General features: G+C 73.7%; 17 protein-coding genes, 1 rRNA gene and 1 pseudogene. 17 read left to right on the top strand and 2 right to left on the bottom strand.

Translation table 11 applies throughout. The features are described 5' to 3' along the window. Nucleotides 1–7 precede the first annotated feature (7 nt). Nucleotides 8–124, top strand: a 5S ribosomal RNA gene (gene rrf / locus ABNF97_RS24155). Between the two features lie 854 nt (nucleotides 125–978). Here rrf and ABNF97_RS24150 read toward each other — a convergent pair. Then, the gene (locus ABNF97_RS24150) at nucleotides 979–1,920 is read right to left on the bottom strand and encodes a hypothetical protein (RefSeq protein WP_349339902.1); all 942 of its coding nucleotides are present in this window, start codon (nucleotides 1,918–1,920) and stop codon (nucleotides 979–981) included. Between the two features lie 15 nt (nucleotides 1,921–1,935). Here ABNF97_RS24150 and ABNF97_RS24145 point away from each other — a divergent pair, with 15 nt between their 5' ends. Together ABNF97_RS24145 and ABNF97_RS24140 are read left to right on the top strand one after the other, a co-directional pair. Then, nucleotides 1,936–2,781: a tetratricopeptide repeat protein gene (locus ABNF97_RS24145; RefSeq protein ID WP_502930547.1), complete on the top strand. Its 846-nt coding sequence runs from the start codon at nucleotides 1,936–1,938 to the stop codon at nucleotides 2,779–2,781. Next, a complete protein-coding gene (locus tag ABNF97_RS24140) occupies nucleotides 2,778–3,806 on the top strand; it encodes an HAD-IIA family hydrolase (protein ID WP_349339897.1) in 1,029 nt (342 codons plus the stop codon). Before ABNF97_RS24145 ends, ABNF97_RS24140 begins: the two co-directional genes overlap by 4 nt. A gap of 59 nt (nucleotides 3,807–3,865) precedes the next feature. Here ABNF97_RS24140 and ABNF97_RS24135 read toward each other — a convergent pair whose 3' ends face one another. Beyond that, the gene (locus tag ABNF97_RS24135; protein WP_130462454.1) at nucleotides 3,866–4,204 is read right to left on the bottom strand and encodes an alkyl sulfatase C-terminal domain-containing protein; all 339 of its coding nucleotides are present in this window, start codon (nucleotides 4,202–4,204) and stop codon (nucleotides 3,866–3,868) included. 118 nt (nucleotides 4,205–4,322) lie between these two features. On the opposite strand from ABNF97_RS24135, the gene ABNF97_RS24130 reads away from it, so the two are divergent. The 14 genes and pseudogenes from ABNF97_RS24130 to ald all read left to right on the top strand — a co-directional run bounded on the left by ABNF97_RS24130 (nucleotide 4,323) and on the right by ald (nucleotide 21,622). Continuing rightward, nucleotides 4,323–4,910: a phasin family protein gene (locus tag ABNF97_RS24130; protein ID WP_349339896.1), complete on the top strand. Its 588-nt coding sequence runs from the start codon at nucleotides 4,323–4,325 to the stop codon at nucleotides 4,908–4,910. Nucleotides 4,911–4,962: 52 nt separating this feature from the next. Continuing rightward, entirely contained in the window at nucleotides 4,963–5,226 is a 264-nt protein-coding gene (locus tag ABNF97_RS24125) for a hypothetical protein (RefSeq protein ID WP_130462456.1), read from the top strand. 24 nt (nucleotides 5,227–5,250) lie between these two features. After that, nucleotides 5,251–6,078 (top strand): TlyA family RNA methyltransferase, encoded by an 828-nt coding sequence (locus tag ABNF97_RS24120; RefSeq protein WP_349339895.1) that lies wholly within the window; start codon nucleotides 5,251–5,253, stop codon nucleotides 6,076–6,078. Beyond that, nucleotides 6,075–6,959, top strand: a complete 885-nt coding sequence (locus ABNF97_RS24115) for an NAD kinase (protein ID WP_130462458.1) — start codon at nucleotides 6,075–6,077, stop codon at nucleotides 6,957–6,959. Before ABNF97_RS24120 ends, ABNF97_RS24115 begins: the two co-directional genes overlap by 4 nt. A 261-nt stretch (nucleotides 6,960–7,220) precedes the next feature. Beyond that, on the top strand, nucleotides 7,221–8,978 hold the full coding sequence (gene recN, locus ABNF97_RS24110) for a DNA repair protein RecN (protein ID WP_130465900.1): 1,758 nt from the start codon (nucleotides 7,221–7,223) through the stop codon (nucleotides 8,976–8,978). A gap of 179 nt (nucleotides 8,979–9,157) precedes the next feature. Beyond that, the gene (steA, locus tag ABNF97_RS24105) at nucleotides 9,158–10,336 is read left to right on the top strand and encodes a putative cytokinetic ring protein SteA (protein ID WP_130462459.1); all 1,179 of its coding nucleotides are present in this window, start codon (nucleotides 9,158–9,160) and stop codon (nucleotides 10,334–10,336) included. A gap of 50 nt (nucleotides 10,337–10,386) precedes the next feature. Next, complete coding sequence (locus tag ABNF97_RS24100; RefSeq protein WP_130462460.1) at nucleotides 10,387–11,322, top strand: copper transporter; 936 nt, start codon at nucleotides 10,387–10,389, stop codon at nucleotides 11,320–11,322. Beyond that, entirely contained in the window at nucleotides 11,319–12,194 is an 876-nt protein-coding gene (locus tag ABNF97_RS24095; protein WP_349339894.1) for a hypothetical protein, read from the top strand. The genes ABNF97_RS24100 and ABNF97_RS24095 overlap by 4 nt, the downstream gene beginning before the upstream one ends. Nucleotide 12,195: 1 nt before the next feature. Next, on the top strand, nucleotides 12,196–13,935 hold the full coding sequence (gene murJ / locus ABNF97_RS24090) for a murein biosynthesis integral membrane protein MurJ (RefSeq protein ID WP_349339893.1): 1,740 nt from the start codon (nucleotides 12,196–12,198) through the stop codon (nucleotides 13,933–13,935). Between the two features lie 131 nt (nucleotides 13,936–14,066). After that, nucleotides 14,067–15,212: pseudogene (locus ABNF97_RS24085) on the top strand (glycosyltransferase family 4 protein); the annotation flags it as partial. A 137-nt stretch (nucleotides 15,213–15,349) separates the two neighbouring features. Continuing rightward, complete coding sequence (locus tag ABNF97_RS24080; RefSeq protein ID WP_349339892.1) at nucleotides 15,350–17,677, top strand: hypothetical protein; 2,328 nt, start codon at nucleotides 15,350–15,352, stop codon at nucleotides 17,675–17,677. 146 nt (nucleotides 17,678–17,823) lie between these two features. Then, complete coding sequence (gene pyrG / locus ABNF97_RS24075; RefSeq protein ID WP_130462464.1) at nucleotides 17,824–19,626, top strand: CTP synthase; 1,803 nt, start codon at nucleotides 17,824–17,826, stop codon at nucleotides 19,624–19,626. 51 nt (nucleotides 19,627–19,677) lie between these two features. Continuing rightward, nucleotides 19,678–20,286: an NUDIX domain-containing protein gene (locus tag ABNF97_RS24070; RefSeq protein ID WP_349339891.1), complete on the top strand. Its 609-nt coding sequence runs from the start codon at nucleotides 19,678–19,680 to the stop codon at nucleotides 20,284–20,286. A gap of 220 nt (nucleotides 20,287–20,506) precedes the next feature. Then, the gene (gene ald / locus ABNF97_RS24065; protein ID WP_130462465.1) at nucleotides 20,507–21,622 is read left to right on the top strand and encodes an alanine dehydrogenase; all 1,116 of its coding nucleotides are present in this window, start codon (nucleotides 20,507–20,509) and stop codon (nucleotides 21,620–21,622) included. Nucleotides 21,623–21,701 lie beyond the last annotated feature (79 nt).

Genomic DNA, 21,701 nt, shown 5'->3' with positions numbered 1-21,701 from the left:
ATAGGGTTACGGCGGTTATGGCGGAAGGGAAACGCCCGGTTACATTCCGAACCCGGAAGCTAAGCCTTCCAGCGCTGATGGTACTGCACTCGGGAGGGTGTGGGAGAGTAAGACACCGCCGGACATCTTAGTTTGCAGGGCCACCCCGGTCGGGGTGGCCCTGCACTGCGTGATGCGGCGATCTCGCCATGAGGAAGGATGTACCCCGTGAGTGCAGGAGCGCATGGCGGAGACCGCCCGCGCCGTCGAGACGACCATCCGGACCGCCGTAGCGGCGGTCGGGATGATTCCCCGCGTCGAGACGCGCGTCCGCCCTATCGCGGGGACCGCGATTCGCCTGGCGCATCCGGAGACCGGGGAGGCTATCCGGCTGGGAGTCGTCGGACCGAGGGCCGGGGAAGCGACCGCCGTGACCGCGCAGCTCCTCGTGAGGGTGAGCGCCGCGACCGTCCGGCTGCCCGCGACGGGGCCGGCTACCGGGACGGCCGCCCTGGCGGCTACCGGTCCGGTGGTGAAGAGCGACGCGGCGGCGGCTTCCGAGACGGGCAACGCGGCGGCGGCTTCCGGGGCGACCGGGATGCCCGAGGTGACCGCGACTTCCGGGGCGACCGTACCGGTGGTGCTGGCCGGTTCGGCGCCGACGATCGGCGGTCCGGTGGTTACCGGGGCTCCCGTGGTGACGACGTCGGTGGCGGCGGATACCGCGACTCCGGCCGGCGGGACGGCGACGCCGGCTTCCGGCCCGGTGGTGGCTACCGGGGTGGCGACGGCCGCCAGGGTGGCTACCGGGGTGGTGACGGGCGCCGGGACGACGACTTCGGCTCGGGACGCACGGCCGGACGCCAGGACAACCGTCCGGCCGGCACGGGCCCGCGTGATGGCACCGACAGGGACGGTGGCTACCGCGAGCGGGGGTACCAGTCCGGAGGACGGGACGACTCCAGCCGCGGTGACCGTCGCCCCCGTACCGACTACTCCTCACGGGGCGGTGACTTCCGAGACGACCGGCGGGGCGACCGTGACCCGCGTGGTGGCCGTCCCCGAGACGAGGGCCGGCGCGGCGAGTCCCGAGGTGCCGGCGGCGGCTACCGGGGTTACTCCGGTGGTGACGATCGGCGCGGTGGTGGCTACCAGGGTCGGGGCGGTGGCTCCGGTGGTGACGATCGGCGTGGTGGCTACCGGGGCGAGAGCGGTGGCTTCCGGGGCGGCTCCCGGCCCGGCTTCCGTGACGACCGACGGGGTGGTGGCGATGGCCGTGGCGCCGGCTACCGCGACGACCGGCGGGGCGACGACCGACGGGGCGGTGGCGACGCGCGTGGCGCCGGCTACCGCGACGACCGGCGGGACGGTGGTTACCGGGGCGAGAGCGGCTACCGGGGACGCTCGGACCGGGGGTCCGGCGGTGAAGGCGGACGCGGCGGTGACCACCGTGGCGGACCGTCGGGCGGCGCGGACCAGCGTGGCGCCGGGCGGCGCTTCGGCGACGACGCGGGTCGTCGTGGGTTCGACGGCCGAGGCCGGGAAGGCAGCTTCCGAGGTTCGGACCGGGACGGTGCGCGTGATGGCGACCGTGGCGGTTTCCGCAGGTCGGACCGGGACGGCCGGGGCGCTGCCCGGGAGGGCTTCCGGCCGGCTGGTGCCGACCGTGCCGACCGTGGCCGTGCCGACGAGGGCCGGCGTGACCGGAAACCTCGGCAGGGGACCGGCCCGTCGGGCCGGAACGGAACCGGTGGGGACGACGCTGGCTACACCCGCTCCGGCGGCCAGGATCGACGTGACCGCTCCGACCGCCCGGGTGCTGCCGGGGACGTCGCCGGCCCTACCCTGCCGGAGGAGATCGTTGCCACGGATCTCGACAGTGCGGTACGAGCGGAGCTTCTCTCGCTGGCCAAGCCGGTCGCGGATACGGTCGCGCGGCATCTCGTCGCGACCGGAGTGCTGATCGACGAGGACCCGGGCCTGGCTCTGGAGCACGCGCTTGCCGCGCGGCGGCTGGCTGCCCGGATCGCACCCGTGCGGGAGGCGGTCGGGCTGGCGGCGTACCGGGCGGGTGAGTGGCAGACCGCCATCGCCGAACTCCGGACGTACCACCGGATGAGCGGGCGGCAGACCCACCTGGCGGTGATCGCTGACTGTGAGCGGGCGCTCGGGCGTCCGGAGCGCGCGATCGACCTCTACCGGGGCGCCGACCGCGAGTCGCTGGATGCGGCCGGGGCGGTGGAGTTGTTGATCGTGGCGGCCGGGGCCCGTAGCGACATGGGCCAGGGCGACGCGGCAGTGGCGATGCTCCAGGTGCGTGAACTGACCGCCGCGCAGGCCGAGCCGTGGACGGCCCGGCTGCGTTACGCGTACGCCGACGCGCTGCTCGCGGTGGACCGGGCGGAGGAGGCGCGGGAGTGGTTCGCCAGGGCGGCCGAGGTGGACGAGTTCGGTGAGACCGACGCCGCCGAGCGGCTGCTGGAGCTCGACGGCGTCGTGCTGGAAAGCGACGAGGACGAGGACGACGCCGAGGGCGAGGCCGATAACGAGGTCGGGGACGACGCGGCCGGGGTCGAGGAGGCTCGACCGGTCGGCGATGCGGAGCCGATCGACTCGGAGTTGACCGACGCGGAGCCGGTCGATGTGGAGCTGAACGACGGGGACGCGCCGACACCGGGGGCCGAGACGGCCCTGGCGCCCGCCGATCCTGAGCCGAGCGAGCCGAGCACGGACACCGGAGAGGACGCGGAGGTGGCTGAGGCTGACCGCACGGTGCCTCCGGTGCGTGGCGCGGAATCGTGAGCCACTCCTCGCCGGGCGGCCGGCTGGTCGACGCGTACGAACTGGTGATCTTCGATCTGGACGGTGTGGTCTATCTCGTCGACCGGCCGATCGTGACGGCGGTCGCCGCGGTCGGCCGGCTGCACGCCGAGGGCAAGCCGCTGGCGTACGCGACGAACAACGCCTCCCGGCGCGCCGACGAGGTCGCCGCGCTGCTCACCGGGATGGGGCTCACCGTGCGGCCGCAGGAGGTGCTCACCTCGGCGGCCGCCGCGGCGGAGTTGCTGGCCCACCGGTTTCCACCGGACTCTCCGGTGCTGGTGGTCGGGGCAGAGGCACTCCGGACCGAGGTACGTGACGTCGGGTTGCGTCCCGTCTCCCGGCTGGAGGACGCGCCGGTGGCGGTGGTGCAGGGCTACGGGCCGGAGGTCGGCTGGGCGGAGCTCGCCGAGGCGGCCCTGGCGATACGGGCCGGCGCGGACTGGTTCGTGACCAACACGGACCGGACACTGCCGACCGCCCGTGGTCCGGTGCCCGGAAACGGCTCACTGGTCGCGGCGGTGCGTACCGCGCTCGCCCGCGACCCCGACGTGGTGGTCGGCAAGCCGGAGCCGGCGCTGTTCACCGCCGCCGCCCGGCGGTTCGGTGCGGCCCGCCCGTTGGTGGTCGGCGACCGTCTGGACACCGACATCGAGGGCGCGGTCCGGGCCGGGATGGAAAGTCTGCTGGTACTCACCGGGGTGTCGGCGCCGGTCGACCTGCTGCGCGCGGCGCCGTCGGCCCGGCCGGACTTCGTGGCGAGCGACCTGGGCGGCCTCTTCGACCCGGCCCGGGTCGCCCGGCTGAGCGCCGATCCCGCCGAAGGGGCCGGCGCCGGCTGGCAGGTGGTCGACGGCGGTCCGACGGTTCTCACCGGGGAGGGTACGAGGATGGCCGCACTGGCCGCGCTCTGTGCGGCGAGTTGGTCGGGAGTGCCGGTCGACACCCTGGAGCCGGGATCCGAAGCGGCCCGGAAGACTCTCGGGGAACTTGGCCTGCTGCCCTGACCGTGAGTGACATCGGCGGGACGGCGTGGACGGGCCAGCTGTGGTCAGAGCATCTGCGGTCAGAGCATCTTGCGGAGCTTGAGCAGATCGAACGGGTTGGCGTTGATCGACATCTGCCGGGACGCGAGGGCCTTCGGCACGTCCAGCTCGCCTCGGACGAGGCGGATCAGGTCGTCACTGGTGGTGCTCAGCGCGATCTTCGCCTGCGGGTCGTCCCCGTCAGCCAGCTCGACCAGGCGTCCACCGGTCAGCCGGCCGTGGAACGCCGTACCCAGGTCGGTGATCCGGCAGGCCAGGGTGCGGTCGAGATCGACCTGCTTGCGTACCTTGTCGGCGTTGGCGTCCATCCGGGCCGCCAAATCGTGCAACGCCTGCCGGCACTCGTCCACGGTCGCCATCGTCGTGCCCCCTCGCATCACGCCACGCCCGTCCCCGGGCACCGTACCGCACTGGGCGGACCGGGGCGCCCGGTAGCGTGACAACCTGAACAGTCGGCACCCGCGAAAGGACCGAGGTATGCAGGACGCGTGGCGGGCCTACCTTGAGCTGGCCCTCGGGCTGACGGAAGCGTCGAAGAAGCGTGCGCAGGCCGCCGCCAGGAAGCTGGTCGGATCCAGCGGAGCCACGGCCGCTCAACTGCAGACCATGGCCGAGGAGCTGGTTTCCACCGGGATGGCCAACCGGGAGGCGCTGATCCGGATCATCCGGGTCGAGATCGACCGCACCCTCGCGGCCCTCGGGCTGGCCAGCGCGGACGAGGTCACGGCGCTGACCGACCGGGTCGCCCGGTTGGAGCGGGAACTTTCTGCCGCCCGGGCGGGGGCGCCGGGTGGCGCCGTCGGTGCGGCGGCGACGGAAGCGGGCGAGGGACGACCACCGGGTCGGGATGCGCCGGCCGGTAGTGACAGGCCAGCCAAGAAGACCGTGGCGAAGAAGGCGGTCGCCAAGAAGGCCGTGGCGAAGAAGGCCGTGGCGAACCAGCCGACGGCGAAGAAGACCGTGGCGAGGAAGGCGGGCGCGAGCAAGGCGGTGGCCGTGAAGAAGTCGGTTCCGGGTAGGGCCGTGGCCAAGCGGACGGCGCCGCCGGGCGGCGATGCGGCATGATCCTCACTGGAGACCGGGTCCGCCGGGTTGACGGGCAATGCGGAGGAGCGGCATGAGTCAGGTACCCCTACCGGGGTCGTTCCGGCCGGCTCCGCCCGTTCCCGGAACGGCCCGTCCGGCTCCCGGCCCGGCGTCGGCGGGCGAGCGGAGCAATGCCACCGGCCCGGACGGCGACGGCTCGGGCCACCCCGCCGTGGACGCGGTACTTCGGGCGATGGCGAACGCCGCGAACCTGCCGCCTGCCGACCAGATCGCCCAGTACGAGGCGGCGCACCAGACCCTGCGGGAAACCCTCGCCACCATCGACCAGGCGTGAGCCCAGCCCCCTCGGAGAACTGCGATGGCACGTCGTACCCGGCTCGACGCCGAACTCGTCCGCCGTGGGATGGCCCGGTCCCGGGAACAGGCAGCGGCGCTGGTCGAGGCCGGGCGGGTGCAGACCCGCGGGGTACGGGCGCAGAAGGTGGCCGCGATGGTGGACCCGGCGGATCCGGTTCGGGTGCTCGGCGAGGACCCGAGTACGGAGTACGTCTCCCGGGGCGGCCACAAACTGGCCGGCGCGCTCGCGGCGTTCGCCCCGGACGGGCTGGACGTCACCGGCCGGCGCTGCCTGGATGCGGGAGCGTCGACCGGTGGTTTCACCGACGTGCTGCTCCGGGCCGGCGCCGCCGAGGTGGTGGCGGTGGACGTCGGCTACGGCCAGCTGGCCTGGACAATCCGGTCCGACGAGCGGGTCCGGGTATTCGAGCGCACGAATGTGCGTACCCTGACGCCCGACACCATCGGCGGCACGGTGACCCTCACCGTCGCGGACCTGTCGTTCATCTCGCTCCGCCTGGTACTGCCGGCGCTTGCCGGCTGCACCACCCCGGACGGTGACCTGGTGCTGATGGTCAAGCCGCAGTTCGAGGTGGGAAGGGAACGGGTGGGCAGCGGTGGGGTGGTACGCGATCCGCAGCTACGGGTCGAGGCGGTGCGCACGGTGACCGACGCGGCGGCCGGACTCGGTCTCGGCCTGGCCGGTGTGGTGGCGAGCCCGCTACCGGGGCCGAGCGGCAATGTGGAGTTCTTCGTCTGGCTGCGCGCCGACGCGCCACCGCCGGACGAGGCGCTGGTGGCAGCGGTGGTGACGGCCGGGCCGGCGGTGGCGCGGGAGGGAGTCCGATGACCCGGACGGCGCTGTTGGTCACGCACACCGGACGGCGGCGGAGCACCGAGCATGCCCGTACGGTCGCTGCGGACCTGATCCAGGCCGGCTTCGAGGTCCGGGTGGTGGCCGAGGAGGCCGACGACCTGGACCTGCCCGGGGTGACCCCGGTGAGCCTGCTCGGCGCGGCCGAGGGCGCCGAGATCGTCCTCGCGCTCGGCGGCGACGGTACCTTCCTGCGCGCCGCCGATCTGGCCCGGCCGGCGAAGGCACCGCTGCTCGGTATCAACCTCGGAAAGGTCGGCTTCCTCGCCGAGGCCGAGATCGACGACCTGGATCAGGCGGTCCGGGACATCGTGGACCGGAACTACACAGTGGACGAGCGGCTCACCCTCGACACCCGGGCCGAGTTCGAGGGCGGTCCGGTGATCGATTCGTGGGCGCTCAACGAGGTGAGCGTGGAGAAGGGCGAGCGGGCCCAGATGCTGGAGCTGCTCGTCGACGTCGACGACCGGCCACTGTCCCGGTACGGCTGCGACGGTGTGGTCTGTGCGACGCCGACCGGCTCCACCGCGTACGCGTTCTCGGCCGGTGGCCCGGTGGTCTGGCCGGAGGTGGAGGCGCTGCTGCTGGTGCCGATCAGCGCGCACGCGCTGTTCAGCCGGCCGATCGTTACCGCGCCGACGGCGAGCTTCACCATCACGGTGGACCCGTTCACCACCCTGGCGGTGCTCTGCTGCGACGGTCGCCGGGTCTACGACCTGCCGCCCGGGGCCAGGGTCACGGTGCAGCGGGGTGCGCTGCCGGTGCGAATCGTCCGGCTGCGCACCCGGCATTTCACCGACCGGCTGGTGGCGAAGTTCGGCCTGCCGGTGCACGGCTGGCGGGGCAACCGCCGCTGACCACGGCGGGGTGCCAGCGGCACCGGACAGCACCGCGATCCACAGGCCGCTACCGTGGCCGGACAGTCGCCCGACCCGCCGGTGCCCGCCGGCCGGCAACAGGGCGATCCGCCGGTGCCCGCCGGCCGGCAACGGGGCGATCCGCGGGCCGACGGACGGGCGGACGTATGCCGGACGGACGGGCGGGCCGCGGGCCCGATACCGCTCGGGTACGTGTGCCGGGTGGTCAAGTGTCGGGGACCGCTACTACTGTCGGTGCCTGTGCTGGAAGAGCTGCGCATCACCGGACTGGGTGTCATCGAGGACACCACACTGCCGCTGACTCGCGGCATGAACGTCATCACGGGCGAGACCGGCGCCGGAAAGACGATGGTGGTGACCGGTCTCGGCCTGCTCTTCGGCGGGCGGGCCGACGCCGGCCGGGTGCGGGCCGATCCCGGCCGGGCCGTGGTGGAGGGGCGGCTGCGGCTGACCGGCGCCACCGCGACGGCGGTGCACGCCCGGGTGGTGGACGCCGGCGGTGAGCCGGACGAGGACGGCTCGGTGCTGCTCAGCCGTGCGGTCACCGTGGAGGGGCGGTCACGGGCGCACGTGGCCGGTCGCAGCATGCCGGTGTCGATGCTGGCCGAGGTGGGCGAGCAGGTGCTGGCCGTGCACGGCCAGTCGGACCAGCTCCGGCTGCTCCGGCCGGCGGAGCAGCGGGCCGCGCTTGACCGGTTCGGCGGGTCGGAGCACGAGAAGCTGTTGGAGAGCCTGCGCGAGTCGTACACCCGGTGGCGGCGGGTCTCCGACGACCTGGCCGACCGGCGGCGCAACGCGCGGGAGCGCAACCAGGAGGCCGACCTGCTGCGGCTGGGTCTCGACGAGATCACCCGGGTCGACCCGCAGCCGGGTGAGGACGAGGAGCTCAAGGCCGAGGCGCAGCGGCTGGAGCACGCGGAGGGGCTGCGGACCGCCGCGCAGACCGCCCAGCTCTGCGTGGCGGGCGCCGCCGAGCCGACCGACGAGATGGCCGACGTGACCACCCTGCTCGGACACGCCCGCCGGACGCTGGAGGCACAGGCCGGGGTGGACCGGACCCTCGGTGACCTGTCGGGGCGGCTGGAGGAGGTCGCCACGCTGGTCGGCGACATCGCGGCCGAGCTGTCCGGCTACCTCGCCGCGCTGGACGCCGACCCGGCCCGGTTGCAGGTCATCTACGAGCGCCGGGCCGCGCTGCGCGGGCTGACCCGCAAGTACGCCGACGATGTCGACGGGGTGATCGCCTGGGCGGACCGGGCTCGGAGCCGACTGTCGGAGCTGGACACCTCCGATGAACTCCTCGACGAGCTGGATCGGGAGCGGCAGCGGTTGGCGGGCGAGGTGGCCGAGTTGGCCGGCCGGCTCTCGGCGGCCCGGCGCGAGGCGGCCACCCGCTTCGCCGAGCAGGTGACCGTCGAGCTGGCCGGGCTGGCAATGCCGCACGCCCGGATCGAGGTGGCGGTGTTGCCCCGGCCGGCCGGCAAGGCCGAGCCGACCCTCACCGTCGACGGGGCCGAGGTCGGGGTCGGCCCGGACGGGGCGGACGAGGTCGAACTGCGGCTGCTGGCCCATCCGGGCGCCCCGGCGCTACCGCTGCAGCGCGGTGCCTCCGGCGGCGAGCTGTCCCGGGTGATGCTCGCCATCGAGGTGGTCTTCGCCGGCTCCGGCGGCCCGCCCACGCTGGTCTTCGACGAGGTCGACGCCGGGGTCGGCGGGCAGGCGGCGGTGGAGATCGGTCGACGGTTGGCCCGGTTGGCCCGCAGCCACCAGGTGCTGGTGGTGACCCACCTGCCGCAGGTGGCCGCGTTCGCCGACCGGCACCTGGTGGTGGCCAAGGACACCGGCGGTGCGGTGACAACCAGCGGGGTTCGGGTGGTGGAGGACACCGAACGGGCCCGGGAGCTGGCCCGGATGCTCGCCGGTTTGCCGGACTCCGATCTGGGTATCGCGCATGCGGAGGAACTTCTGGCGGTGGCTGCCCGGGAACGTCGCTCCTGAGGCCCCGGCACCGCGTACGCGACGGAGCGTGAAACTTTCGGTCACGTACCGTGGTACCGAATCGAATGATGTGATGCCGACCACATCCGACCGGGCATGAATATGGTTCCCTTGGGGTGGCGGCCCTGCTCAGGCATGTCGCGACAGAAAGCTCTGCCCCACATGCCAGGATGGTTGGGATGCGTTTACCCACGTTGCGCCGGGCCCGGAGCGCCGAACCGGGCAAAGTCGTCGGCACCGCGCGGCTGGATCGCCGGACGAAGCGCCTGGTCAGCCGGCTCCGTCCGGGCGACGTCGCGGTGATCGACCATGTCGACCTGGACCGGGTCGCGGCCGACTCGCTGGTCGCGGTCGGCGTCGCCGCGGTGCTCAACGCCAAGCCGTCGGTCTCCGGCCGCTATCCGAACCTCGGGCCGGAAGTGCTGATCAAAGCCGGGATCCCGCTCCTCGACGACCTCGGCGAGGGCATCTTCCAGCAGATCCGGGAGGGTGACACGGTCCGGATCGACGGCAACACCGTGCTGCTCGGCGAGGAACCGGTCGGGCACGGCAGCCGGCAGGACGCCGAATCGGTGGCCAAGGCGATGGCCGACGCCCGGGAAGGGCTGTCGGTGCAGTTGGAGGCGTTCGCCGCCAACACCATGGAATACCTCAAGCAGGAACGGGAGCTGCTGCTCGACGGGGTCGGCGTGCCGGATGTCGAGACCCCGATCCGGGGCCGGCACTGCCTGATCGTGGTCCGGGGCTACGACTACAAGGCCGACCTGGACGTGCTGCGCCCGTACATCCGGGAGTTCAAGCCGGTGCTGATCGGCGTGGACGGCGGCGCGGACGCGCTGGTGGAGGCGGGTTACACGCCAGATCTGATCATCGGCGACATGGACTCGGTCACCGACGACGTACTGCGGTGCGGCGCCGAGGTGATCGTGCACGCGTACCCGGACGGCCGGGCGCCGGGACTGGCCCGGGTGAACGGCCTCGGCGTGACCGCGCAGACCTTCCCGGCCGCGGCCACCAGCGAGGACCTGGCGATGCTGCTCGCCGACGGCAAGGGCGCGTCGCTGATCGTCGCGGTCGGCACCCACGCCACCCTGGTCGAGTTCCTGGACAAGGGGCGGGGCGGGATGGCCTCCACCTTCCTGACCCGGCTCAAGGTCGGCGGCAAGCTGGTCGACGCCAAGGGGGTCAGCCGGCTCTACCGGCAGAGCATCTCCGGGTCGTCGCTGTTGCTGCTGGTGCTCTCGGCGTTGGCCGCGATGGCATCGGCGGTCGCCGTCTCCACCGTCGGTAAGGCTTACCTCGGGGTCGCCGCCGAGTGGTGGGACAATGTCGTATTCCAGCTCGGACAGCTCTTCTAGTCAGTGCTGGTCTCCTCCCGGCCCCGAGTGACGATCAAGAGGCTCTTGTCGTGATCAATTTCCGGTACCACGTGGTCTCGCTGACCGCGGTGTTCCTCGCCCTGGCGATCGGCCTGGTCGTGGGTACCGCCGCGCTGAACGGTCCGGTGGCCGACTCGCTCAAGGACCAGGTCAACGCGCTGGGCAAGAAGAACGAGCAGCTGCGCGAGTCGGTGAACAGCCTCGAAACCGAGGTCCAGCGTGAGGAGGACTTCGTCCGGGAGGCGGCGCCGCACATGCTCAAGGGCACCCTCGCCGGCCGGCGCGTCCTGCTCCTGGTGCTGCCGAGCGGGCAGGACCAGGTCGAGGGGATCGTCGAGATGCTCCGGCTGGCCGGTGCCTCGGTCACCGGGCAGATCGACGTGCAGGAGAAGTTCGTCGACCCGGACAACAGCGTCCTGCTACTGGGCGTCGCGGCCAGGGCGGTCAGGCCCACCGTCCCGGACGTCGGGCTGCCCAGCGGTGAGGGGGTGGAGAAGTCCAGCGCCCTGCTGGCCAGCGCCCTGCTGGACCGCCCCGAGGGCGGCTCGCCGGTGACCGAGGCCGACCGGCGTTCCGTGCTGGACGACTACAGCGAGGAGGGCTACCTCAACGTGCCGGAAAAAATCACTGGTCCCGCCGAGGCGGTCGTGGTGGTCAGCGGGCAGCCGTACGTGGACCGGGACGCGGCCCGCAAGGACCGGGCGGTGGTCCAGCTCGCCGAGCAGTTCGACAAGGCCGGGGCGATCGTGGTCGCCGGCAACGGCAGCAGCGGCGGCAACCTGGTCGCCGAGGTACGTCGGGACCCCGCGCTCTCCAAGACCATTTCCACCGTCGACAACACCAACACCGTGGCCGGGCAGGTGGTCACCGCGCTGGCGCTGGGCCGGCAGACAACCCAGAAACAGGCCGGCGCGTACGGCGTCGGCGCGGGTGCCGACTCGCTGCTGCCGGAAATGCCGGAGTGACCGCCCGGTCAAGGAGCGCCGGGGCCCGGGCGCTCGGTGTCGGCGCACTGCTCGCCGGCGCCGCCCTGCGTGGCGTGCTCGCCGGCCCCTGGGCGGCCGGGCTGCGCCGTACCAACTTTCGGGGGCGCACCGTCACCCTCGCCGCCGGCCCGGCGCTCGCCGCGGGAGCGGCCGTGGGTGCCGCCGCCGGCGCGCCGAGCCGCCCGGCCGGGGCCGCCGCCCTGGTCGCCGGCCTCTCCTGCGGGACCGTCGGGCTCTATGACGACGTGGTCGGTGCCCGGCCGGAGCAGAAGACCGCCAAGGGCTTCGCCGGGCACCTCGCCGCGCTCCGCCAGGGGCGGGTGACCAGCGGCGTCGTCAAGATCGCCGGGGTCGGTGCAGCCGGGCTGGCCGCCGCGGCCCTGCTCGCCGCCGACCCGGCGGTCCGGTCCCATCCAGGCCGCCGCCGCGCCGGGACCGCCGGCGGAGTCGTCGACCTGCTGCTCGGCGCGGGCGTCATCGCCGGTACCGCGAACCTGGTCAACCTGCTCGACCTGCGGCCGGGACGGGCACTCAAGTCCGGCGTGCTGCTCGGCGCGCCACTGCTGCCCGGCCCGACCGGTGGGCTCGCCGCCGGGCCGGTCGGTGCGGCCGCCGCGCTGCTCCCGGCCGACCTCGACGAACGCGTCATGCTCGGCGACAGCGGGGCGAACGCCCTCGGCGCGCTGCTCGGGGTCGCGCTCGCCGCCCGTACCGGGCCGGTGGGGCGGGCCGGGGCACTCGCCCTGATCACCGCGCTCACCGCCGCCAGCGAGAAGGTCAGCTTCACCCGGGTGATTCAGAACACCCCGGGGTTGCGCGAGCTGGACGCCCTGGGCCGGCGACACTCCTGAGGTGAACAGGCCGGCACCCCTGGTCGGCGCCGGGCGGGTGGCCGGGGCCGCAACGCTGATCGCCGTACTCACCGTGGTCAGTCGACTGGTCGGGTTCGGGCGTACCGGAGTCTTCACCTGGGTGATGGGCGACTCCAGCGACCTCGGCGGCATGTACGTGGTGGCGAACAGCGTCCCGAACATCGTCTTCGAGATCGTCGCCGGTGGGGCGCTGGCGAGCCTCGTCGTCCCGCTGCTGGCCGGCGCGGTCGTGGCCGGTGACCGGGCGGCGGTCGCCGCGACCACCGGGGCGCTGCTCACCTGGACGGTGAGCCTGCTGGTGCCGCTCGCGGTCGCGGTGGCGCTGCTCGCCGAACCGATCGTCGGGCTGATCTCGGACCACCGCAGCGCCGCCGAGATCGCAGCCGGCGCCCGGATGCTCCGGGTTTTCGCCCCACAACTGCCGCTGTACGGCATCGGCATCGTGCTGACCGGGGTGCTCCAGTCGTACCGGCGGTTCGCCTGGCCGGTGCTCGCCCCGCTGCTCTCCAGCGTGACGGTGATCGGGGTCTACCTGGCGTTCGCGGCCGTCGAGGGGGTGCACCCCACCATCGCCCGGGTCGGGTGGGACGGCGAGCTCATCCTCTCCCTCGGCACCACCCTCGGCGTGGTGGTGCTCTCGCTGTCGCTGCTCCTCCCGGTGCGCCGGCTCCAGCTGCGGCCCCGGCTCGGGTACCGGTTCCCCACCGACGTCCGGGGCAGGATCGGCGGGCTCGCCCTGGCCGGCGCGGTGACGGTGATCGGCCAGCAGGTCGCCCTGGTGGTCAGCCTCCGCCAGCTCAGCGGCGGACCGACCGGTGCGGAGATCGTGTTCAACCTCGCCCAGACGGTGTACCTGCTGCCCTGGGCGGTACTCGCCGTGCCGCTCGCGGTCGCGGCGTACCCGAACCTGTCCGCCGCGCACGCCACCGGCGACGAGTCGGGATACCGCAGGACGCTCGCCCCGACAGCCCGCCGGGTGCTGCTGTTCAGCTGCCTCGGCGCGGCGGCGCTGATCGGTACCGCCGAACCGGTGGCCCGGTTCTTCTGGCCGGAGAGCGGGCCCGCCGAGGTGGCCGCCATCGCCGGGTTCGCACCGGGCCTGCTCGGCTACGGTCTCTTCGCCGTGCTCACCCGGGCCCTGTACGCGCGCGGCGCCACCCGGCCGGCGGCGATCGCCACCCTGGCCGGCTGGCTCGTCGTCCCCTTCGCCGCAGTGGGCTTCTCCGCCGCCTTCCCGGTTGACTATCGGGTGTTCGCGGTCGCGGTGGCGAACTCGGTCGGCATGCTGGCGTTGGGCGTCCTGCTGGTCGTCGCGGTCCGGCGCAGCGCCGGCCCGGCGGCGTTGACCGGAATTACCAGGTCGGCACTGGTCGGCCTGCTCGCCGCGGCGGCCGGGGCGGTGGTCGGGGTGGTGTGCGCGTACCGGCTGCCCGGCCTCGGGGTTGGCACCCCGGCGCGAGTCGACGCACTCGTGCAGGGCATGCTGTCCGGAGTCGCCGTGGCCGCGGCTTTCGTCGCGGTCGCCTATCCGCTGGACCGGCACGACGTCCGGCCGCTGCTGGCGACGCTGCGCGGACGGCTGCGCGGCGCGCTGGCGCTGGCCCGCCCGGGCAGGTCGACGACCGGGCAGCGGCGGGGCGGGGCGGAGACGAAACGCGCGGAGCGGCCGGACGCGGCCGACCCGGGCGAGGACGACGGGAAGGAGCGGGTGTCGCGGTGAGCGAGCGGGGTGGGCCGGCTCGACCGGGGGACCGCGCCGAACCGGACGTGTCGGGCCTGACGGCCAGCGCCGGGCGTACCGAGCCGGACGTGTCGGGCCTGACGGCCAGCGCCGGGCGTACCGAGCCGGATATGTCGGGCCCGACGGCCAGCGCCGGGCGTACCGGTGCGGTCGTCCTGGTGCTCGCCTCCAGCACCGGTGGAGTCGGCCAACACGTCCGCTCGCTCGCCGGAGGGCTGGCCGGCGCCGGAATGGCGGTCACCGTCTGCGGTCCGGCCGCGACCCAGGAGCAGTTCGACTTCACCGCCGCCGGAGCCCGGTTCGTTCCGGTGGAGATCCCGGCCAACCCGACCCCGGCCGACGCGCGGGCGGTCTCGGCGCTACGCCGGGCGCTGGCCGGACCGGTCGACGTGGTGCACGCGCACGGCCTGCGGGCCGGCCTGGTGGCGGTGCTCGCCCGCCCCGCCGCCCCGGTCGTGGTGACCTGGCACAACGCGGTGCTCGCCGGCGGACTGCGCGGGCGGCTCTCCCGGCTGGTGGAGCGGATCGTCGCAAGGCGGGCCCGGGTCTGTCTCGGCGCCTCCGCCGACCTCGTGGAGCGGGCCGCCGCCCTCGGCGCCCGGGACGCCCGGCTCGCCCCGGTGGCCGCGCCCACCCTGCCGGCGCCCGGGCGCAGCCGCTCGGCGGTACGGGCCGAGTTCGGTGTCGCCCCGGACCAGCCGCTGATCCTGTCGGTCGGTCGGCTGCACCCGCAGAAGCGGTACGACGTACTGGTCGACGCCGCCGCCCGGTGGCGGGAACTGGATCCGCCGCCGGTGGTGGTGATCGCCGGCAGTGGTCCGAGCTACCTGCCGCTGGCCGCTCGGATCTCCGCCGCCCGGGCCCCGGTGACGCTGCTCGGGCACCGCACCGACGTGGCCGACCTGCTGGCCGGGGCTGATCTGGCCGTGGTGACCAGCGACTGGGAGGCGCGGCAGCTCTTCGCCCAGGAGGCGTTGCGGGCCGGCGTTCCGCTGGTGGCGACCGCTGTCGGCGGGGTGCCGGAGCTGGTGGGCGAGGCGGCGGTACTGGTTCCGCCCGACGACGTGGTCGCGGTCGACGAGGCGGTGCGGGCCCTGTTCGACGATCCCACCCGCCGGGCCGAACTGGCTCGGCTGGCGACCCTGCGGGCGGCCCAGTGGCCGACCGAGGAGGAGACCGTCGCCGCCGTCGCCACCATCTACGCCGAGCTCGGGGCGCTCCGGCCCTCCACCGGCGGCCCGGAGAACCCGGTGGCGGTTCCCGTCGACCCAGGGCCGGCCGGACCCGGCCCGGCGCCGGAGGAGTCCGACCGGCCCGGTGGGGGTCCGCCACCCTCCGTCGGCCGGTCGCCCTCCACCGGCCGGGGGACCGGCTCGTCGGCGGGGCGCGGCTGATGCTGCGCCGGCTGGTGCCCGTACTGTTGACCGCCGCGGTGGTGGCCCTCGGCGTGGCCGCGCTCGTCGTCCGGCCGGCCACCCGCACCCCGGAGCAGACCGTCGACTACGTGCTGCTGGCCGGGGTGCCCGGGCTGCGCTGGGACGACGTCGATCCGGCGACCACCCCGACGCTGTGGCGGATGGCCGAACACGGTGCCATCGGCTCGCTGTCGGTCCGGTCGGCCCGGCAGCCGACCTGTCCCGTCGACGGCTGGCAGACCCTCGGCGCGGGCAACTACGCGGCCTGGGATGGCAGCATCGTCACCGGGCAGTGCCCGCCGGTCAGCGTCACCGTCGAACAGCCCGGAGGGGCCAGCGCCAACCTGCCGGACCAGCGGACCACGGTGATTCACAACCGGGACAAGCTCCCCTGGGGCGCCATGCCGGGTGCGCTGGCCGAATCGGTCCGCTGTACCAACGCGGTCGGCCCGGGGGGCGCGGTCGCCGCCGCCCGGCCGTTCGGCCGGGTCGACCGGTACGCCGCGGAACTGCCGCCCGATCCGGCTCAGTGGCTCGCCGACTGCGTACTCAGCATCATCGACCTCGGCACCGTCAGCGGCGACGACCCCGCCGTCCGCGCCGCCGCCGCCCGTCGCGCCGATGCCACGCTGGCCCGGGTACTGGCCGCCCGGCCCGAACGGTCCCTGGTGCTGGTGGCCGGGGTCGCCGACACCGACCAGTCGTCCCGGCTGCACGTCGCGGTCGCGGACGGCCCGGGTTGGGGACGTGGCTGGCTGACCTCCCGCAGCACCGGCCGGGACGGCTACCTGCAGCTCGTCGACCTGGCGCCCACGGCGCTGGCCGCGCTGGGCCGGCCGGCGCCGAAGCGGCTCTTCATCGGCCAGCCGGCGGCGGTGGTCGACGGCCGTCCGGCGGACCTGCCCACGGCGATCGCCGCCCCCGCCGACGCCGACCGGGAGGCCCGGGCCCAGCAACGGGTCGCCAAGTGGTTCTTCCTGCTGTTGGCCGGGCTGCAGTGCCTGCTGGCGGTGGCCGTACTGCCGCTGCTGCGCCGGGCACGGCGCGACCCCCGCCCGTCCGGCCCGGCCCCGGTGCCCCGGCGGGTGGTCGCGACGGTCGAGGTGCTGCTCATCGCTGCCGCCCTGGCGATTCCGGCGGCGCTGGTCGCGGATGCGGTCCCGTGGTGGCGGGGCGAGCACGCCGGCGTCTATTTCGGCCTGGTCACGGCGGTGGTGCTCGGCCTGGCCACCGCCGCGGTGCGGCTCGCCCGGGCCTATCAGCGCACCCTCTGGCCGCTGGGCAGCGTGGCGGCGCTGGCCGCGCTGGTCGTCGGTGCGGACGTGATCACCGGGGCACGCCTGCAACTCAACGGCGTGACCGGGTACTCGGCCCTGGAGGGCGGCCGGTACGCCGGCCTCGGCGTCGTCGGGCTCGGGGTCTTCATCGCCGGCAGCCTGCTCTCGGCGGCATGGCTGGCCCAGCGGGTACGCCGCAGTTGGCGGCCGGCCGTGGTGGTACTGGTCGGCGTGCTCGGGGTGATCGTGGTCGGCAGCCCGTACCTGGGCGACGACGCGGTGGGCGCGGTCGCGCTGACCGCCGGGGTGAGCATTGCCGCCGCGATCAGTACCGGCGGCTGGCTCAGCCTGGGCCGGCTCGCCTGGGCCACCATCGCAGGCCTGGCGGTGACCGTCGGGTTCGCCGTGATGGACCTGCGGCAGCCGCTCGACCAGCGGGGCAGCCTCGGCCGGTTCCTCACCGCGGTCGGCGACGGTACCAGCGGGCTGACCGTGCACCGTTCCGGTGCGGCGAACCTGGCCGCCCTGGCCGGCAGCCCGCTCACCGTCCTCGCGCTGGTCGGTGCGGTTCTGGTGTGGTTCGCCCTGCTCCGTCCCTGGGGTGGGCTCAAGCGGCTGTTCGGGATCTATCCCGCCATGCGCGGCGGAATGGCCGGTATTACCGTCGCCGCGCTGATCGCCGGCCTGCTCGGCGGGTCCGCCCTCAACGTGGCGGGTGCGGCGGCGGCACTGGCCGTGCCGATGGCCGCCCTGGCCGCGCTCCGGGTCCTCGACCACGCCACCGATCGGACCATGCCGCCGACCGGACCCGGCCCGGCCGACCCGTCCGGCCCGGCCGACCCGTCCGGCCCGGCCGACCCGGCCGACCCGGCTAGCCCGGCGGACCCGGCAGGCCCGGATGCCCCGTCCGACTCGGATGCCCCGTCCGACTCGGATGCCCCGTCCGACTCGGCCCCGGCGACCGGCTCTGCCCCGGGCCGCGCGAAACCCGGGCCGGCGCAGGCGTCGGCCGAGGTACCGGCCGGCTGACCGGCACCGGACCTGCGGTGCGGACGGGTGCCCCCGGCAGCCCCGGCCGGCCTGGTGTTACCGTGGAATCCCGTGGATCACGTGGATCACCTCGGTGGTCCGACACCGGTTCGCACGACCGCGACAGACGACCACGGGAGCAGGCCTTGGCCCCTTCAGTACGGACGACCAGGCATATTTTCGTCACCGGGGGGGTTGCCTCCTCACTCGGTAAGGGCCTGACCGCCTCCAGCCTCGGAAACCTCCTCACGGCGCGAGGCCTTCGGGTCGTGATGCAGAAGCTCGACCCCTACCTGAACGTCGACCCCGGCACCATGAACCCGTTCCAGCACGGTGAGGTCTTCGTCACCGACGACGGCGCCGAGACCGACCTCGACGTCGGGCACTACGAGCGGTTCCTCGACCGCGCGCTATCCGGAAAGGCGAACGTCACCACCGGGCAGATCTACTCGGACGTGATCGCCAAGGAGCGCCGCGGCGAGTACCTCGGGGACACCGTGCAGGTGATCCCGCACATCACCAACGAGATAAAGGCCCGGATCCTGGCCATGGCCGACCCGGACGACGACGGCCGCACCCCGGACGTGGCGATCACCGAGGTCGGCGGCACGGTCGGTGACATCGAGTCGCTGCCGTTCCTGGAGGCGATCCGTCAGGTCCGGCACGACCTGGGCCGGGACAACTGCTTCTACCTGCATGTCTCGCTGGTGCCGTACCTGGCGCCGTCGGGGGAGCTGAAGACCAAGCCCACCCAGCACTCGGTCGCCGCGCTGCGCAGCATCGGTATCCAGCCGGACGCCATCGTCTGCCGCTCGGACCGGGAGATCCCGGACAAGCTCAAGCACAAGCTGTCGCTCTACTGCGACGTCGACCGGGAGGCGGTGATCGCCGCACCGGACGCGCCGAGCATCTACGACATCCCGAAGGTGCTCCACCAGGAGGGCCTGGACGCGTACGTGGTGCGCCGGCTCGGGCTGTCGTTCCGGGACGTCGCCTGGCAGAGCTGGGACGACCTGCTGGAGCGGGTACACCACCCGCGGCACATCGTCCGGGTCGCGCTGGTCGGCAAGTACGTCGACCTGCCCGACGCGTACCTGTCGGTGAGCGAGGCGATCCGGGCCGCCGGCTTCGGTCACCGGGCCCGGGTGGAGCTGCACTGGGTGCCGAGCGACGAGTGCGTCACCGCCTCCGGCGCGGCGGCCGCGCTGGCCGGTGTCGACGGCATCGTCATTCCCGGCGGGTTCGGGGTACGCGGCATCGAGGGAAAGATCGGCGCCGCCCGGTACGCCCGGGAGAACGGCATCCCGATCCTCGGTCTCTGCCTCGGCCTCCAGTGCATGACCATCGAGGTGGCCCGGAACCTGGCCGGGCTGGACGGCGCGAACTCGCTGGAGTTCGACTCCAAGGCCCGGCATCCGGTGATCGCCACCATGGCCGACCAGGAGGACATCGTCGCCGGCCGGGGCGACCTGGGCGGCACCATGCGGCTTGGCGCGTACCCGGCGCGGCTCGCCGAGGGCTCGCTGGTCGCGCAGGCGTACGGCGAAACCGAGGTCAGCGAGCGGCACCGGCACCGGTACGAGGTGAACAACGCCTACCGGGACGCGCTGACCAAGGCGGGTCTGCACATCTCCGGTACCTCCCCGGACGGCCGGTTGGTCGAGTTCGTCGAACTGGAGCGGTCGCTGCACCCGTTCTTCGTGGCGACCCAGGCACATCCGGAGCTGAAGAGCCGGCCGACCCGGCCGCACCCGTTGTTCGCCGCGTTCGTCGGTGCGGTCGTCGCCTACTCGTCGGCGGACCAGCTTCCGGTGGATCTGGCGCCGGCCGACGGCGCCGCCGCCACGCTGGTCGCGGAGCGGTCCGAGCTGACGGACCTCGCCGAGCCGGAGAAGGGCGCCGGACGCAACGGGCAGAGCCGGGCCGCGAGGGCCCGCTCGTCGTCGTGACCCCGGGTCGGCACGGTGGCGCGTGAGGGGTGGAGAGGCGGCGGTGCGGGCGTGAACGGTCGGGCCGACGGGCACGGCTACGAGGTACGCGAGCGGCGGGAACGGTTCCGGGGCAAGGTCTTCTCGGTGGTCACCGACCAGGTCGCGATGCCGGGCGGCCGGGTGGTGCCCCGGGACTACGTCCGGCACGTCGGGGCGGTCGGAGTGCTCGCCCTCGACGAGCGGGGGAGAGCGGTACTGATCCGGCAGTACCGCCACCCGCTGCGCCGGGTGATCTGGGAACTGCCCGCCGGGTTGACCGACGTCGCGGGTGAGGCGCTGCCGGCGGGTGCGCTGCGGGAGCTGGCCGAGGAGGTCGATCTGGTCGCCGGCCGGCTCGACCTGCTGGTGGACGTGCACACGTCACCGGGGTACTCGGACGAGCTGATCCGGGTCTTCCTGGCCCGGGACCTCTCCGAGGTGCCGCCGGAGCAACGGCACGAGCGGCACGACGAGGAGGCCGGCCTGGAGGTGACCCGGGTCGACCTGGACGAGGCGGTCTCGATGGTCCTGGCCGGTGAGATCACCAACGTCGCCTGTGTCGCCGGGGTGCTCGCGGCGGCCCGCTCCCGGGATCGGGGCTGGGCAGGGCTCCGCCCCGCCGATTCACCCCTGCCCTGACCACGCGCACCGCCGACGATCCGCGGCTTCGACCGATTCGCGGGATCCCCGTGGCTGACATATCGTCAAAGTTCGCGGTTACCGCCTGTCACAATGCTGGCTGCCGCAGCGCCACTCCGGTCCTAGACTTCCGCGGGCGGGACGGTGGACCGCGGTGGCAACGGAGCCACCGCGCGTCGCGCGGCCGGGGCCGGTTACCCCGGAGGGAGGTGTCGGAATCGTGAAGGTCGGAATTCCGCGCGAGGTCAAGAACCGCGAGTACCGGGTGGCAATCACCCCAGCCGGGGTGCACGAGTTCGTCCGAGCCGGCCACGAGGTGTATGTGGAAAGCGGCGCCGGAACCGGCTCGTCCATCACCGACGCCGAGTTCGCCGCCGCCGGGGCCACCATCCTCGGTGCCGCCGACGAGGTGTGGGGAGTCGCCGAACTGGTCCTGAAGGTCAAGGAGCCGGTCGCCGAGGAGTACCACCGGATGCGCGAGGGACAGGTGCTCTTCACCTACCTGCACCTGGCCGCCTCCAAGGAGTGCACCGACGCGCTGCTCGACCGGTCGGTGACCGGGATCGCGTACGAGACCGTCGAGCTGCCCGACCGGTCGCTGCCGCTGCTCGCCCCGATGTCCGAGGTCGCCGGGCGGCTCGCCCCGCAGGTGGGGGCGTACCACCTGATGCGCTCCGGCGGCGGGCGCGGCGTGCTGATGGGCGGCGTCTCCGGGGTGTACGCCGCCAAGACCGTGGTGATCGGAGCCGGTGTCTCCGGCCGGAACGCCGCCGCGATCGCGCTCGGCCTGCAGGCCGAGGTGCTGCTGCTGGACCGCGCGGTCGGCCAACTCCGCCAGGCCGACGCCATCTACCGGGGTCACCTGCAGACGGTGGCGTCGAACACCTACGAGATCGAGCGGGCGGTCCTCGACGCCGACCTGGTGATCGGCGCGGTACTGGTGCCCGGTGCCAAGGCACCGACGTTGATCAGCAACGAGCTGGTCTCCCGGATGAAGCCGGGCAGCGTGCTGGTGGACATCTCGATCGACCAGGGCGGCTGCTTCGAGGACTCCCGGCCGACCACCCACGACGACCCGGTCTACCCGGTGCACGAATCGCTGTTCTACTGCGTGGCGAACATGCCCGGCGCGGTGCCGCACACCAGCACGTACGCGCTGACCAACGTCACCCTGCCGTACGCCCTCGAACTGGCCAACCACGGCTGGCAGGAGGCGCTGCGTCGCGACCCGGCGCTCGCGCTCGGGCTGAACACCCACGCCGGCCAGGTCACCTACGGCCCGGTCGCCGAGGCGCACGGGATGGGCGTGCTACCGCTGGCGGACGTCCTCGGGTGAGCGTGCGGAGTGAGCCGGGTTTGCGAGCCCCGCAGGCGCGAACAGAGGTGTACCAGTGAGGGGAGGCCCCGGGACGAGT

This window comes from Plantactinospora sp. B6F1 (assembly GCF_040120695.1).
Classification (GTDB): domain Bacteria; phylum Actinomycetota; class Actinomycetes; order Mycobacteriales; family Micromonosporaceae; genus Plantactinospora.
The sequence above is the reverse complement of the archived record's forward strand: the minus strand, read 5'-3'. Positions and strand labels throughout refer to the sequence as shown.